This is a genomic window from Streptomyces sp. NPDC052225, from assembly GCF_040679615.1.
In the GTDB taxonomy this organism is placed as follows: domain Bacteria; phylum Actinomycetota; class Actinomycetes; order Streptomycetales; family Streptomycetaceae; genus Streptomyces.
In genome coordinates, this window is the sequence record NZ_JBFAVD010000025.1 from 46262 (window position 1) to 59945 (window position 13684).

At 71.1% G+C, this 13684-nt stretch carries 11 protein-coding genes and 1 pseudogene; 5 read left to right on the forward strand and 7 right to left on the reverse strand.

Going from position 1 to position 13684, the window contains the following annotated elements; translation table 11 throughout:
• Nucleotide 1: 1 nt before the first annotated feature.
• The 4 genes from AB0L37_RS29920 to AB0L37_RS29935 form a co-directional block, all read right to left on the reverse strand.
• Nucleotides 2-487, reverse strand: coding sequence for an Lrp/AsnC family transcriptional regulator (locus AB0L37_RS29920; RefSeq protein ID WP_365512151.1), 486 nt, complete (start codon nucleotides 485-487; stop codon nucleotides 2-4).
• A 68-nt stretch (nucleotides 488-555) separates the two neighbouring features.
• Nucleotides 556-1239 carry a hypothetical protein gene (locus tag AB0L37_RS29925; protein WP_365512154.1) on the reverse strand — a complete coding sequence of 228 codons (684 nt, stop codon included), beginning with the start codon at nucleotides 1237-1239 and terminating at the stop codon, nucleotides 556-558.
• A 19-nt stretch (nucleotides 1240-1258) separates the two neighbouring features.
• A complete protein-coding gene (gene pdxA / locus AB0L37_RS29930; protein WP_365512157.1) occupies nucleotides 1259-2212 on the reverse strand; it encodes a 4-hydroxythreonine-4-phosphate dehydrogenase PdxA in 954 nt (317 codons plus the stop codon).
• Nucleotides 2209-3276: a four-carbon acid sugar kinase family protein gene (locus AB0L37_RS29935; protein WP_365512160.1), complete on the reverse strand. Its 1068-nt coding sequence runs from the start codon at nucleotides 3274-3276 to the stop codon at nucleotides 2209-2211. Before AB0L37_RS29935 ends, pdxA begins: the two co-directional genes overlap by 4 nt.
• A gap of 162 nt (nucleotides 3277-3438) precedes the next feature.
• Between AB0L37_RS29935 and AB0L37_RS29940 the strand changes: the two genes are divergently transcribed.
• Nucleotides 3439-4293, forward strand: coding sequence for a LysR family transcriptional regulator (locus AB0L37_RS29940; protein ID WP_365512164.1), 855 nt, complete (start codon nucleotides 3439-3441; stop codon nucleotides 4291-4293).
• A gap of 19 nt (nucleotides 4294-4312) precedes the next feature.
• Here the strand turns inward: AB0L37_RS29940 and AB0L37_RS29945 are convergent.
• Together AB0L37_RS29945 and AB0L37_RS29950 are read right to left on the reverse strand one after the other, a co-directional pair.
• Nucleotides 4313-4507: pseudogene (locus AB0L37_RS29945) on the reverse strand (flavin reductase); the annotation flags it as partial.
• 179 nt (nucleotides 4508-4686) lie between these two features.
• Nucleotides 4687-5736: a LacI family DNA-binding transcriptional regulator gene (locus AB0L37_RS29950; protein WP_365512353.1), complete on the reverse strand. Its 1050-nt coding sequence runs from the start codon at nucleotides 5734-5736 to the stop codon at nucleotides 4687-4689.
• 423 nt (nucleotides 5737-6159) lie between these two features.
• On the opposite strand from AB0L37_RS29950, the gene AB0L37_RS29955 reads away from it, so the two are divergent.
• From AB0L37_RS29955 to AB0L37_RS29970, 4 genes are all read left to right on the forward strand, one after another.
• The gene (locus AB0L37_RS29955; protein ID WP_365512167.1) at nucleotides 6160-7440 is read left to right on the forward strand and encodes an extracellular solute-binding protein; all 1281 of its coding nucleotides are present in this window, start codon (nucleotides 6160-6162) and stop codon (nucleotides 7438-7440) included.
• Nucleotides 7441-7558: 118 nt separating this feature from the next.
• Entirely contained in the window at nucleotides 7559-8566 is a 1008-nt protein-coding gene (locus AB0L37_RS29960) for a sugar ABC transporter permease (RefSeq protein WP_365512170.1), read from the forward strand.
• A 22-nt stretch (nucleotides 8567-8588) separates the two neighbouring features.
• Complete coding sequence (locus tag AB0L37_RS29965; RefSeq protein WP_365512173.1) at nucleotides 8589-9500, forward strand: carbohydrate ABC transporter permease; 912 nt, start codon at nucleotides 8589-8591, stop codon at nucleotides 9498-9500.
• Between the two features lie 54 nt (nucleotides 9501-9554).
• Nucleotides 9555-11213 (forward strand): glycoside hydrolase family 13 protein, encoded by a 1659-nt coding sequence (locus AB0L37_RS29970; protein ID WP_365512176.1) that lies wholly within the window; start codon nucleotides 9555-9557, stop codon nucleotides 11211-11213.
• Between the two features lie 64 nt (nucleotides 11214-11277).
• On the opposite strand, the gene AB0L37_RS29975 is transcribed toward AB0L37_RS29970, so the two are convergent.
• Nucleotides 11278-13356 (reverse strand): carbohydrate-binding module family 20 domain-containing protein, encoded by a 2079-nt coding sequence (locus tag AB0L37_RS29975; RefSeq protein ID WP_365512179.1) that lies wholly within the window; start codon nucleotides 13354-13356, stop codon nucleotides 11278-11280.
• Between the last annotated feature and the right edge of the window lie 328 nt (nucleotides 13357-13684).

Here is a 13684-nt window from a genome sequence, read left to right on the forward strand (position 1 = left end):
ATCACTTGCGGTCCGCGGCCGCCGCCCGGCCGATCGCCTCGACCAGCGGCAGCAGCCGGTGCGGCACCCGCTCACGCAGCCCCACCTCGGTACGGGTACGGACCACGCCCGGTACCCGGTTCAGCTGCTGGATGACGTCCTCCAGGTGTCCGGCGTCGCGGGCCGCCACCCGGGCGAGGAGGTCGCCGCCGCCGGTGATGGAGTGCGCCTCGATGATCTCGGGGACCCCCGCGAGAGCGTCCCCCACGTCCTCCAGGTGGCCCTGGGTCACCTCGATGTGCACGAACGCGAGGACCGGGTGGCCGAGCGCGGCGGGGGACAGGGAAGGGGCGACGCCCGTGATCACCCCGTCGCGCTCCAGGCGGTCGAGCCGTGCCTGGAGGGTGCCGCGGGCGACGCCGAGGATACGGGCATACTCGCGGACGCTGGTGCGCGGCTGCTCCAGGAGGAGTCGCAGGATACGGGTGTCGAGCTGGTCCACGGCCATGTCCGTCGGCCCCTTTCTCCGTCGGCCCGCCGTCGCGGAGCGGTGATCACGGTGACTGTACCAATGGCTCAGTGGGCCCGGCCTGTCGTGGCGGCCGCGGTCAGGATGGGGGCGAGTTGCGCGGCCAGAGTGGCGGCATTCGGGTCGACGCTGCCGTCGAAGAGCGCCGAGCCGACCGTGAAGGCGTCCGCGCCGGCGGCGGCGAGCGCCTCGATCTGCGCCGGGCCGGTGATGCTGCCCGCGACGACGAGCCGCCCGGGCGTCGCCGCGCGCGCCGCGCGGACCAGGGAGAGGGGGTCGTCGCCGGTGGTGCGGTAGGCGAGCAGATCGACACCGGCGCAGCCCGCGGCCTCAGCCCGGCGGCAGTCGGCGGCGATCCGTTCGGGCGTGCCGTCGAGGCGGGTGGGGTGCCCCACCGGGACGCCGACGAAGGGGAGGTAGTCGATGTCCGACGCGGCGAGCAGCGGCAGCGTCTCCTCGACCCAGGTGCCGCCCATCAGGCGGTCCACGCCGAGATCGACCGCCGCGCGCGCGGAGTCGAGCGCCGCGTCGCGGCTCGTGCTCACCACCTCCAGGTAGCTGATGGCTCCCACGTCACGTATGCGGGAGGTCAGGTGGTGCAGTGTCCTGTGGTCGGCGCCGATGTCCTTGAAGCCGATGTGCCGGATGCCGGAGTCCGCGACGGCGTCGAGGGCCCGCAGGCAGTCCGAGACGGTGCGGTCGGCGCGGGTGAGCATGAGGATGAAGTCCATGTCCGTGGTGTTCCTGCCGTCAGAGGCCTTGGAGGCCTTCGGAGGGGGCGGTGAGGGCGTCGGCGTGCCGCAGCGCCGTGAGCAGGCTCGTGTGGTCGGCCACGCCGCGGCCCGCGAGGTCGAACGCCGTGCCGTGGTCGACGCTCGTGCGCACGAACGGCAGCCCGACGGTGATGTTCACGCCGCGCTCCAGGCCGAGGTACTTGACCGGAATGAGCCCCTGGTCGTGGTACTGCGCGACGACCGCGTCGAACTCCCCGGCACGGGCCCGCATGAACACGGTGTCGGCCGGCCACGGCCCGCTCGCGTCGATGCCCTCGGCGCGGGCCGCCCGCACGGCGGGGGCGATGACGTCCAGGTCCTCGCGGCCGAACAGCCCGTTCTCGCCCGCGTGCGGATTGAGCCCGGCGACGGCGACCCGGGGCGCGGCGGTTCCCGTACGGCACAGCGTGCGGTGCGTGAGCCGGACGACGTCGAGCACGCGCTCCGTGGTGATCGCGTCCAGCGCCGACCGCAGCGACTGATGCACCGTCACCAGGACGACGCGCAGCTCGTCGTTGGCCATCATCATCGCGTAGTCGGTGGTGCCGGACAGCTCGGCGAGGATCTCCGTGTGACCGGGATGCCCGATCCCCGCGAGGCGCAGCGCCTCCTTGTTGACGGGGGCGGTGACCAGCGCACGGACCTCGCCGGCGAGGGCCAGTTCGACACCGCGCCGGATGTACGCGTACGAGGCCGCACCGGCACGGGCGTCCAACTCTCCCCAGGGCAGCGGTGGTTCGAGGCACGTCTCGGGTATCACGTCGACGTCCTCGGGCAGGCGGACGCCGGTCGTCGCGGCAGCGCGGGCGAGGGCCGCCGGATCGCCGATGACGACGACGGGCACCGTCCGCGCGGGATCGGCGCAGGCCTTCACCACGATCTCGGGTCCGATGCCCGCCGGGTCGCCCATGGTGAGCGCGAGGGGCTTCACGCGGCACCGTCCAGCGGGGCGGCCGTCAGGGCGCGGCACAGGCGCACCAGCGTCCCGTCGTCGCCGAAACCACCCGCCTTGATCAGCAGCGGGAGGCGGCGCGCACCGGTCAACAGACCCTGGGCGACGCCGGGTTCGGGCTCGGCGAGCAGATCGAAGCCGTCGGCGCCGAGCACGGAGAGGACGGCCGCCGCGGTCTCGCCCCCAGTGAGGACGAGGGCGTCCGCCGTCCCGTCGATCACGTGGGCGCGGACCTGCTCGGCGACCTCCGGAAGCAGCCCGCGCGGGTCGCGCCGGTCCTCCGGGGTGTGCACCACGCGGACGTGCGGTGCGGCCCCACGCAGTTCGGCGAGCTGGCGGCGGGACGCCGGGTTCGCGCTGCCGACGACGACCAACGGTGTCGTGACAGCCGTATCAGGTAGGGGAGTTGATCGATCCCGGGACGCCCACCGGCGGGCCAGCGCCGCCGCGAGGCCGGGCGAACCCACCCACAGGACGTCGGCGGGGTGCGGCACCGACGCCACCAGCCGGTCCAGGTCGGCGTCGCTCACGGCATCGCACACGAACATGCCGCCCGCCTCCAGGTCGGGGACATCGCCCCGCCCCACGAGCACCGCCTCCGGCAGTACGTCTGCCAGCCGCGACGAGCCCACCGGGTGCACCGGATCGCGGCCGAACGCGCTCGCGTGGACCGGGACCTCATCCACGTACTGGACACCGTCGACGGTGCTGCGGCCCCCGGCTGGGAAGGCGGGCGCGACGACGACGGTGCGTCTGCCGGAGCCGCGCCACGCCGCCCGCGTCTCGGCGGCGAGATGTCCGCGCAGCGTGGAGTCCACCGTCTTCGCCAGGACGTCGGCGTCGCGCAGCAGCCGGGCGGCGCGCTCCGTGCGGGCCGCCGCGTCCGCCGCGCGGGCGGTACGGGTGGCGAGGTCGACGGCGAGCACGCCGACCGGGTCCGGGGGCGGCGCGGCCGGGAGCGCCACCAGGACGCGCGCCGCGCCGAACGGCGCCGCGCCGTCCCCCGCGCTCGTCAGGTCGTCGGCCAAGATCGCGACACGCACCAGGGAAGCCCTTCGGGGTGGAGGTTCGGGGACGGGCTCATCGTGGCGCCGCCGGGACCGGCAGGACAAGCGACCGTTTCGCACGGGACCTGTGAGTGCAGCTCACAGATGAGGCAGCGACGGGCCTGATGGGCCCGGGGGCCCCGTGACTACAGTTCACCCATGCCCCGTCCCGACCTGCCCCCGCTGAGCACGTTGCAGCCCTTCGAGGCGACCGTCCGGCACGGCAGCATGACCGCCGCCGCCCGGGAACTCCACGTCACGCACGGCGCCGTCAGCCGACAGGTCCGCACCCTCGAACGGGCCCTGGGCGCCGACCTGTTCGTCCGCGGCAGCCGCGCGCTCACGCCCACCCCGCAGGCCCTGCGTCTCGCCGCCGCCGTCCGCGACGCGCTCGACCGGATCGAGGACGCCGCCCGCGCGATCGCCCGGCGCCCGGCCGCGGGACCGCTCACGCTCTCCTGCGAGCCGACGCTCCTGATGCGCTGGCTCATCCCGCGCCTGCCCGGCCTCGCCCGCACCGCCCCCGACCTCACGCTGCACCTGTCGGCGGCGGGCGGGCCCGTGCACTTCGAGCGGGACGGCATCGACGTGGCGATCCGCCGCGACGACTTCCCCTTCCCGGCGGGGACGTACAGCGCCCGCCTGTTCGCCGAGCACGTCGGGCCCGTGCACCGCCCCGGCGGCGCCGACGTGCTGCTGCACACCGCGACCCGGCCCGGCGCGTGGGACGACTGGCGGGCCAGGACCGGCGAGCCGCACCCGGCCGCGGCCGAACAGACCCTGGAACACTTCTCGTTGACCCTCCAGGCCGCCGGCGCCGGAGTCGGCACGGCCATCGGCCCGTACGCCCTCGTCCACGACGACCTGGAGCGCGGCACGCTCGCCGCCCCGTACGGCTTCGTGCCCGACGGGACCGGCTACCACCTGCTCGCCCGGCGGCCCGTGGAGAGCGACCCGCGGACCGCGGCGCTGTACGCGTGGCTGCGCACCCAGACCGCGGAGCCCGGGGACTGACCGCCGCGAGGACGGGCGCTCAGGCGTCGAGGCCGACGAAGCGGCCGTCGTGATGGACCGGCGGGCCCGCGTCCGCGACCCGCCCGGCCCGCACCACGAGCCCGATGACCAGGGCATGGTCGCCGACCGGGCGCCGGCTGACCGGCGTCAGGACGCACCGCGCCAGGGCCCCGTCAGGGGCGGGCAGGCCGCGCGGGTCCCGGTGCCAGGACGTCCCGGGACCGAACCGCGCCGGGACCGAACCGCGCCGGGGCGGGACCCGCGAAGACCCGGGCCACCTCCTCCGGGCCCGCCGCCAGGAGCTGCACCATCACCCAGGTCGCGTCCCGGACCGCACCGAACGCCGCCGCGCCCGCCCTCCGGGCGAACTACGGGGGGTTCAAAGACAGGCTCTCAGCCGCGCGCCGCGCCCCCCGCGCCCACGACCCCGGGGCCCGACGCCGTCGAGCCGCGCACCACGAGCTCCGGCATGAAGACGAACTCCGTGTGCGGGGCCGGCGTGCCGCCGATCTCCTCGAGGACCGCGCGGACCGCCGCCTGGCCCATGGCCTGCACGGGCTTGCGTACCGTGGTCAGCGGCGGATCGGTGAACGCGATCAGCGGGGAGTCGTCGAAACCCACCACCGAGATGTCGTCCGGTACTTCGAGGCCGCGCTGCCGGGCCGCGCGGATCGCACCGAGCGCCATCATGTCGCTGGCGCAGACGATCGCCGTACACCCGCGGTCCATCAGGTCGGACGCGGCGGCCTGCCCGCCCTCCAGGGTGTAGAGCGAGTGCTGGACGAGGTCGCGCTCGATCTCGTCCGGAGTGAGGCCGAACCGGTCCTGCATCGTGCGCACGAACCCCTCGATCTTCCGCTGCACCGGCACGAAACGCCGCGGGCCGACCGCCAGACCGATGCGGCTGTGCCCGAGCGCGGCCAGGTGCGTGACGGCGAGCTGCATCGCGGCCCGGTCGTCGGGCGAGATGAACGGCGCCTGCACCTTCGGCGAGAACCCGTCGACGAGCACGAACGGCACGCCCTGGGCCCGCAGTTGCTCGTAGCGCTGGGCGTCGGCGGTGGTGTCGGCGTGCAGCCCGGACACGTAGATGATGCCGGTGACGCCCCGGTCGACGAGCATCTCGGTCAGCTCGTCCTCGGTGGAGCCGCCCGGGGTCTGGGTCGCCAGGACCGGCGTGTACCCCTGTCGCGTCAGCGCCTGCCCGATGATCTGGGCGAGCGCGGGGAAGATCGGGTTCTCCAGCTCCGGGGTGATCAGGCCGACCAGGCCCTCGCTGCGCTGGCGCAGCCGCACCGGACGCTCGTAGCCGAGGACGTCGAGCGCGGCGAGCACCGACTGCCGGGTCGCCGCGGCGACGCCGGGCTTGCCGTTCAGGACCCGGCTGACCGTCGCCTCGCTCACCCCCGCCTGGGCGGCGATGTCGGCCAGGCGCGCGGTCACGGGTGGGGACTGTGCCGGGCGCCGGGCGGCCTGGGCGGGCAGCTGCGTCATCGCACTCCTCGGGAGAACGGATCGGTGGAGGCGGCGAACCGCTCGACTTGAAGGCCTCGCCCGCAAGGGCAAGGCTCCCGATGATCCCCCGTGCGACCGGCCCGTGGCAAGAGCTTGCAGGGCCCTTGCATGGGCGCCAAACAGCTACATAATCGGGCATAACTGCACAGTTTGAGCGGCCGGTTGCGGGTCACGAAGCGGTAACTCACCGCCGTTCCTGCAAATTTTTTCAGCAAGGTCTTTCGCGCAGCTTGCCGCGCTGTTACGTTCACGTCGCCCGGCGGCCGCAACGGTGCAGTCGGCAAGTCGGCCAGAGGTGCGGACGGGACCGCTCCTCGCCCACTCACGGGCTTTCACCCTCTAGGAGATCTCATGCGGCGTGGCATAGCGGCCACCGCGGTGGTGGCGTCCCTCGCACTTGCGGCGACGGCCTGCGGCGGTAGCGACGACGACAGTGGCAAGGCGTCGGGCCCGGTCACCATCACATGGTGGGACACGTCGAACGCCACCAACGAACAGCCCACGTACGAGGCGTTGGTCAAGGACTTCGAGAAGGCCAACCCGGACATCAAGGTCAAGTACGTCAACGTGCCCTTCGGCGAGGCACAGAACAAGTTCGACACGGCGGCCGGCGCCAGCGGCGCCCCGGACGTGCTGCGCGCCGAGGTCGGCTGGACCCCCGCGTTCGCGAAGAAGAGCTACCTGCTGCCGCTCGACGGCACCGAGGCCCTCGCGGAGAAGGACAAGTTCAAGCCGAACCTGATCAAGCAGGCCCAGTACGAGGGCAAGACCTACGGCGTCCCGCTGCTCACGGACACCCTCGGCCTCGTCTACAACAAGGCCCTCTTCAAGAAGGCCGGCATCACCGAGGCGCCCACCACCTGGGACGAGCTGAAGAAGGACGCCGCCACCATCAAGGCGAAGACCGGCGTCGACGGCTACTGGGGCTCCGAGAAGGGCTACTACTTCCAGCCGTTCCTGCTCGGCGAGGGCACCGACACGATCGACGCCGCGAGCAAGAAGATCACCTTGACCTCGCCCGAGGGCAAGAAGGCCGGCAAGACCTGGCTGAGCACCTTCAACGGCAAGGGCCTGCACAAGGCGGACGTCACCGCCGACTCGTACGCCCACCGCCAGGACGCCTTCGTCAACGGCAAGGTCGCGATGACGATCGAGGGTCCCTGGGAGGTCACGAACTTCTACAAGGGCTCCGCGTTCAAGGACGACAAGTCGAACCTCGGCGTCGCCACCGTCCCGGCCGGCTCCTCCGGCAAGGCGGGCGCCCCGACCGGCGGTCACAACCTGTCCGTCTACGCGGGCTCGGACAAGGCCCACCAGGCGGCGTCCCTGAAGTTCGTCAAGTGGATGACGTCGGCGAAGACGCAGACCGCGATCGCGCTGAAGAACTCCACGCTGCCCACGCGTGACGACGCCTACACCGCCGAGGTCACCAAGGACCCGGGTCTGGCCGGCTACCAGAAGGTGCTCGCCGCCGCGAGCCCCCGCCAGGAGCTGCCCGAGTACAGCTCGCTGTGGGGCCCGCTCGACACCGAGCTGCCGAAGGCCGCCGGCGGCAAGGAGGGTGTCGACAAGGCGCTGTCCGACGTGGTGACGCAGTACGGCAAGCTCCTGCCCGACGGCTTCACCAAGTAATCCCCTGATCAGGTGCCGCGGTCCCACCCAACAGCCCGCCCCGCGCGTGGGACCGCGGCACCCGTTGACCCGTACCACCCGAGGCTTCCCCCAGCCGCAGCCCAGAAGGTGTTCCCCCATGACTGTCGCCGTCGAGCGTCCGGCCGCCTCCAGCGGAGGTGACCGCGGCCGACGTCCGGGCCTCACAGCCCGGCTCAAGAACGGTTACCAGAAGCACTGGTACGCCTACGCCATGATCGCTCCGGTGGTGATCGTGCTGGGGCTGATCGTCCTCTACCCCCTGGTCCGCGGCTTCTATCTGACGCTCACCGACGCCAACAGCCTCAACTCGGCCCGCACCATCGGCGTCAACCACATCGACGCCACCTACAAGTTCATCGGTCTCGACAACTACGCCGACATCCTGTGGGGCCCGACGTCGTACGACCGCTTCTGGTCGCACTTCATCTGGACGATCGTGTGGACGGCGTCCTGCGTCACCCTGCACTACGTCCTCGGGCTCGGCCTCGCGCTGCTGCTCAACCAGAAGGGGCTGCGCGGCCGCACCTTCTACCGCCTCATGCTGATCCTGCCGTGGGCGGTGCCGACCTTCGTCACCGTCTTCGCCTGGCGGTTCATGCTCGCCGACGGCGGCGTCATCAACACGACGCTCGACGCCCTCAGCCTGCCCTCGCCCGCCTGGCTGGAGGACCCGCACTTCCAGCAGCTCGCCGCCATCCTGGTCAACACGTGGTGCGGTGTGCCGTTCATGATGGTCTCGCTCCTCGGCGGCCTCCAGTCCATCGACTCCACGCTCTACGAGGCCGCGGAGATGGACGGCGCGACCCCCTGGCAGCAGTTCCGCAACGTGACCCTGCCGAGCCTGAGGTCGGTCAGCTCGACGGTCGTCCTGCTCGGCGTCATCTGGACGTTCAACCAGTTCGCGATCATCTTCCTGCTGTTCGGGAACACCGCGCCGGACGCGCAGATCCTCGTCACCTGGGCCTACTACCTCGGCTTCGGTCAGACGCCGCGCGACTTCGCGCAGTCCGCCACGTACGGCGTCCTGCTCCTGTCCCTCCTCATCGTGTTCACCTCCGTCTACCGCCGCTGGCTGAACCGCAATGACGTATCAGTCGCCATCTGACGCCTCAGGAGCAGCCACCGTCATGACCACGAGTACCGAACCCCTCGCCACGACCACCGTCAAGGACCTGACCGAGACGCCGCCGCGCGTGAACGCACCGCGCCGCGGCCGGCGCAGCACCAAGGCGTCGGTCGCCAGCCACACCGTGCTGATCGTCGCGAGCTTCGTCGCCCTGTTCCCGATCGTCTGGCTGATCTTCCTGTCGCTCGGCCCGAACAAGGACGACTACCTGCACCCGTCGCGGATCCTCGACACCGCGACGCTGAGCAACTACACGCACGTCCTCCAGCACACCAACTTCCTGAAGTGGCTGGGCAACACGCTCATCGTGTCGCTCGGCACCACCGTCATCGGTGTGCTCGTCGCCGCCACCAGCGGCTACGCCGTGTCGCGGATGAAGTTCCCCGGCTACAAGAAGTTCATGTGGATCCTGCTGGTCACGCAGATGTTCCCCGTCGCGGTCCTCATGGTCCCGATGTACGTGATCCTCTCGGACCTCGGCCTCATCGACACCTACGCCGGCCTGATCATCGTCTATCTGACGACCGCCGTGCCGTACTGCGCCTGGCTGATGAAGGGGTACTTCGACACGATCCCGGTGGAGATCGACGAGGCGGGCCGGGTCGACGGCCTGTCCCCGTTCGGCACGTTCTTCCGGCTGATCCTGCCCCTGGCCCGTCCGGGACTCGCCGTCGCCGCGTTCTACACCATGATCACGGCGTGGAGCGAGGTGGCGTTCGCCAACACGTTCCTGCTCGACGACCAGAAGTACACCCTCGCCGTCGGTCTTCAGACGTTCGTCAGTCAGTACGACGCGCAGCGTCAGTACATGGCCGCCACGGCCGTGCTGATCGCCGTTCCGATCTCCTTGGTGTTCTATCTGGTCCAGAAGAATCTGGTCACCGGCCTCACGGCGGGTGGCACCAAGGGCTGAACCGCCCGCTGTCGACCACCAGTTGTCCAGCCCCTCCCGTCTCCCAAGGACACCATGAGCCAGCACTCCACGGACGAGTCCCCGGCGCTTGCCACCACCCGTGAAGCCACCGACTGGTGGCGCGACGCGGTCATCTACCAGGTCTATCCGCGCAGCTTCGCCGACAGCAACGGCGACGGCACCGGTGACCTCGAAGGCATCCGCCGCCGGCTGCCGCACCTGCGCGACCTCGGTGTCGACGCCGTGTGGCTGAGCCCCTTCTACGCGTCCCCGCAGGCCGACGGCGGCTACGACGTCGCCGACTACCGTGCCGTCGACCCGATGTACGGCACGCTCCTCGACGCCGACGCGGTGATCCGCGACGCGCACGCGCTCGGCCTGCGCATCATCGTCGACCTCGTGCCCAACCACTCCTCGGACCAGCACGAGTGGTTCAAGCGCGCCGTCGCCGACGGTCCTGGATCGCCCCTGCGGGAGCGGTACCACTTCCGTCCCGGCAAGGGGGAGAACGGCGAACTGCCGCCCAACGACTGGGAGTCCATCTTCGGCGGACCCGCCTGGACCCGGCTCCCGGACGGCGAGTGGTACCTGCACCTCTTCGCGCCCGAACAGCCCGACCTCAACTGGGAGCACCCGGCCGTCGCCGACGAGTTCCGCTCCATCCTGCGGTTCTGGCTCGACATGGGCGTCGACGGTTTCCGCATCGACGTCGCGCACGGCCTCGTCAAGGCGGAGGGCCTGCCGGACCTCGGCGGCGCCGACCAGCTGAAGCTGCTCGGAAACGATGTCATGCCCTTCTTCGACCAGGACGGCGTGCACGAGATCTACCGCTCGTGGCGCCTGATCCTCGACGAGTACGACGGCGAGCGCGTGTTCGTCGCGGAAGCCTGGACGCCGACGGTGCAGCGCACCGCGAACTACGTCCGCCCCGACGAGCTGCACCAGGCCTTCAACTTCCAGTACCTGGGCGCCCCGTGGGAGGCGACCGAGCTGCACCAGATCATCGACAGCTCGCTCGACGCCATGCGCCCCGTCGGCGCCCCCGCCACCTGGGTCCTGTCCAACCACGACGTCACCCGGCACGCCACCCGCTACGCCAACCCGCCGGGCGGCACCCAGATCCGCACCGCGGGCGACCGCGAACTCGGTCTGCGCCGCGCCCGCGCCGCCACCCTCCTGATGCTCGCCCTGCCCGGCTCGGCGTACATCTACCAGGGCGAGGAGCTGGGCCTCCCGGACGTCACGGACCTGCCGGACGAGGTGCGCCAGGACCCCTCGTTCTTCCGCGCGCAGGGCCAGGACGGCTTCCGCGACGGCTGCCGCGTGCCGATCCCGTGGACCCGTACGGGCTCCTCGTACGGCTTCGGCGACGGCGGCAGCTGGCTGCCGCAGCCCGCGACGTGGGGCGAGCTGAGCGTCGAGGCGCAGACCGGCGACCCCGACTCGACCCTGGAGCTGTACCGGGCCGCGCTCGCCACCCGCCGCGCACACGCCGGTCTCGGCGCCGGCGACAGCGTGAAGTGGCACGACGAGGTCCCGGCCGGGCTGCTCTCCTTCGAGCGCCCCGGCTTCGCCTGCACCGTCAACACGACGGGCGCGCCGGTGCGGATCCCCGCGCCCGGCACGGTACTGCTCTCCTCGGCCCCGGTGACGGTCGAGGACGGCCACATCGACCTGCCGGCCGACACCACCGTCTGGTGGGAGACGCCGTAAGGCAGCATGAATGAGGGGGCCGGTGCGGATGCACCGGCCCCCTTCTTCTATGGGGTGCGAGGGGCTACTTCCAGGTGTCGGTCGCCTTGTAGCCGGCGCCCGACCCCGTCGTGTAGGAGCGGTTGTCACCGGACTCCCACGTCACGTTCCCCGACGCGTCCTTCTTGATGTACTTGTACGTGAAGGACGTGCCCTTGGGGACGATGACCGACGTCCCCCAGGAGGGGTACGCGGCCGACGACAGCGGGATCGCGTTGACCGGGTCCCAGGAGCCGAGCGAGGGCAGCGAGCCGACGACGTACACGTTCGTGCCGGTGGTGGTCGTGGCGTTCACGGTGAAGGTGACGTCCGTGGCGCTCGCGTCCGCCACGTTCCACGAGTTGTTCACCGCGGCGGACGAGGTGCCGGTCGTGAGCGTCCGGTTGGCGTTGGACTCCCAGGTGACGTTCCCCGCGGCGTCCTTCTTCAGGTACTTGTACGCGATGGACGACGACGCCGGGACGGCGATGTCCTTCTTCCAGACCGGGTAGTCGGCGGAGGACAGCTTCACCGCGTTCGCCGTGTTCCAGGAGCCGAGCGCGGCCACCGAGCCGACGACATAGACGTCGGTGCCGGAGGGCGTCGAGGCGTACTCGTCGAAGGAGGCCGTGACGGTGTCGCCGGTGTGCGAACCGCCGCCGTCACCACCGCAGTTGACGGTGCACGTGTACGCACCGTCGTAGAAGGCCACCGCGCCCTTCGCGGGGACGGTCAGCGCGGCCTTGCCGCCGGAGACGGTGACGGTGGTGGCGCCGCCGTCGATGACGTTCTTGTACGTGCCGTCGGCGAGCCCGGTGGTGTACGTGTGGGTGTTCGCGGACGACGAGTTGTTGATCGCGACGAAGCCGCCGCTGCCCCGGCCGAAGCCGATCACGTTGGAGGCGGGGGACTGCCAGTTGGTGACGTCGGCGCCGGCGACCGCGTTGTGCCAGGCGATCATCCCGGAGACGGCCGCGTCGCGGTCCAGACAGGTCCAGCCGCCGGCGCAGTTCGTGTCGCTGACGAAACCGGAGCTGTTCGGCGGCGCCTCGTCGCTCTGGCTGAAGTTCCAGGCCGCGTAGACCGAGGGGCGGCCGTATCCGCGGGCCAGCTGGAAGACGTTGGCGAGGACCGCCGTCGCGCCGTCCTTGTAGCTGAGCGAGTAGCCGTTGCGCTCGGTGTCGTGGTTGGTCACGAACGTGTTGGAGTTCGCCTCGTTCGCCAGGCCCCAACTGCTGCCGAACGACGACAGGTTGGCGATGTCGCCGCCGCCGAACTGGGACTTCATCGCGGCGGCGTACGTGAAGTCGAGGACGTCGCCGTTGCCGTAGTAGTCGCTGGTGGCCGGAGGGTTGCCCGGATAGACCTCCTGCGTGATGTACGGGGCGTCGCCCGCCGTCGTGGTGTGCAGCGCGCCCACGATGGCGTTCATGTCGGCGGTCTCGATGTGCTTGGCGGCGTCCACGCGGAAGCCGTCGACGCCCAGGTCGATCTGCTTGTTGAGGAAGCCGGCGATCTTCGCGCGGACCCCCGGCTCGGAGGTGTCCAGGTCGGGCATGCCGAGCAGCTCGCAGTGCTGCACCTCGTACTGGCTGGACCAGTTGGCGATGGTCTTCGTGCAGTCGTCGCTGTCGCCGGGGTCGTAGTCCGGGGTGTCGTACTTGTTGCTGATGGTGGTGCCCGCGTAGCCGGTGCCGGTCTGGGCGGCCGTGTGGTTGATGACGGCGTCCGTGTAGACCTCGATGCCCGCCGCGTGGCAGGTGTCGATCATCGACTTGAAGTCGCTCGCGCTGCCGAACCGGCTGTTCAGGCTGTACGAGTACGGCTGGTAGACGTCCCACCAGTAGTAGTTGGCCTGCTTGAGGGACTCCTCGGGCGGGGCGACCTGGACGGCGCCGTAGCCGGCCGGGTCGAGGGTGTCGGTGCACTCCTTGGCGACCGACTTCCAGTTCCACGACCAGAGGTTGGCGATGACGTCGCCGTTCTTGACGCCGGTGTCGGCGGCGGCCGCGGTCGCCGCCGGGGCGGGCAGCGCGACGAGTCCGCCGACGGCCAGGGCGCCGGCGGCGAGGGCGGTGGCGGCGCGGTGCCTTCGCGTGGGCGGTCGTGTGGGGGATGGGCGCATGTGCGGCTCCTGAAAGGTCTTGATGTGGGGGTTCCGGCAGGTTTCGCCGGGCCACGGCGCGGGCCGGAACGCAAGTAACGCGTCGTGAGCGTGGGGTAGTTGAGAAGGTCACGTCAATGGGTTGGTTGAAAGTTCTTGCTGTGAGTTGCAGAACTCTTGCAGCAAAGATCCTGCAAGCGATACGGTCACGCGGCGGACCGGAGCCGCCTCCCCGCGCACCCGGATCCGCGCCCTCGTACCCCCGTCGCGTCGCCGTAGCGCCGCCCTCGTACCGCCACCGCAAGAGCCCTGAGTCCGCGAGGAGTTCACGCCTTGAGCCGCACCCCGA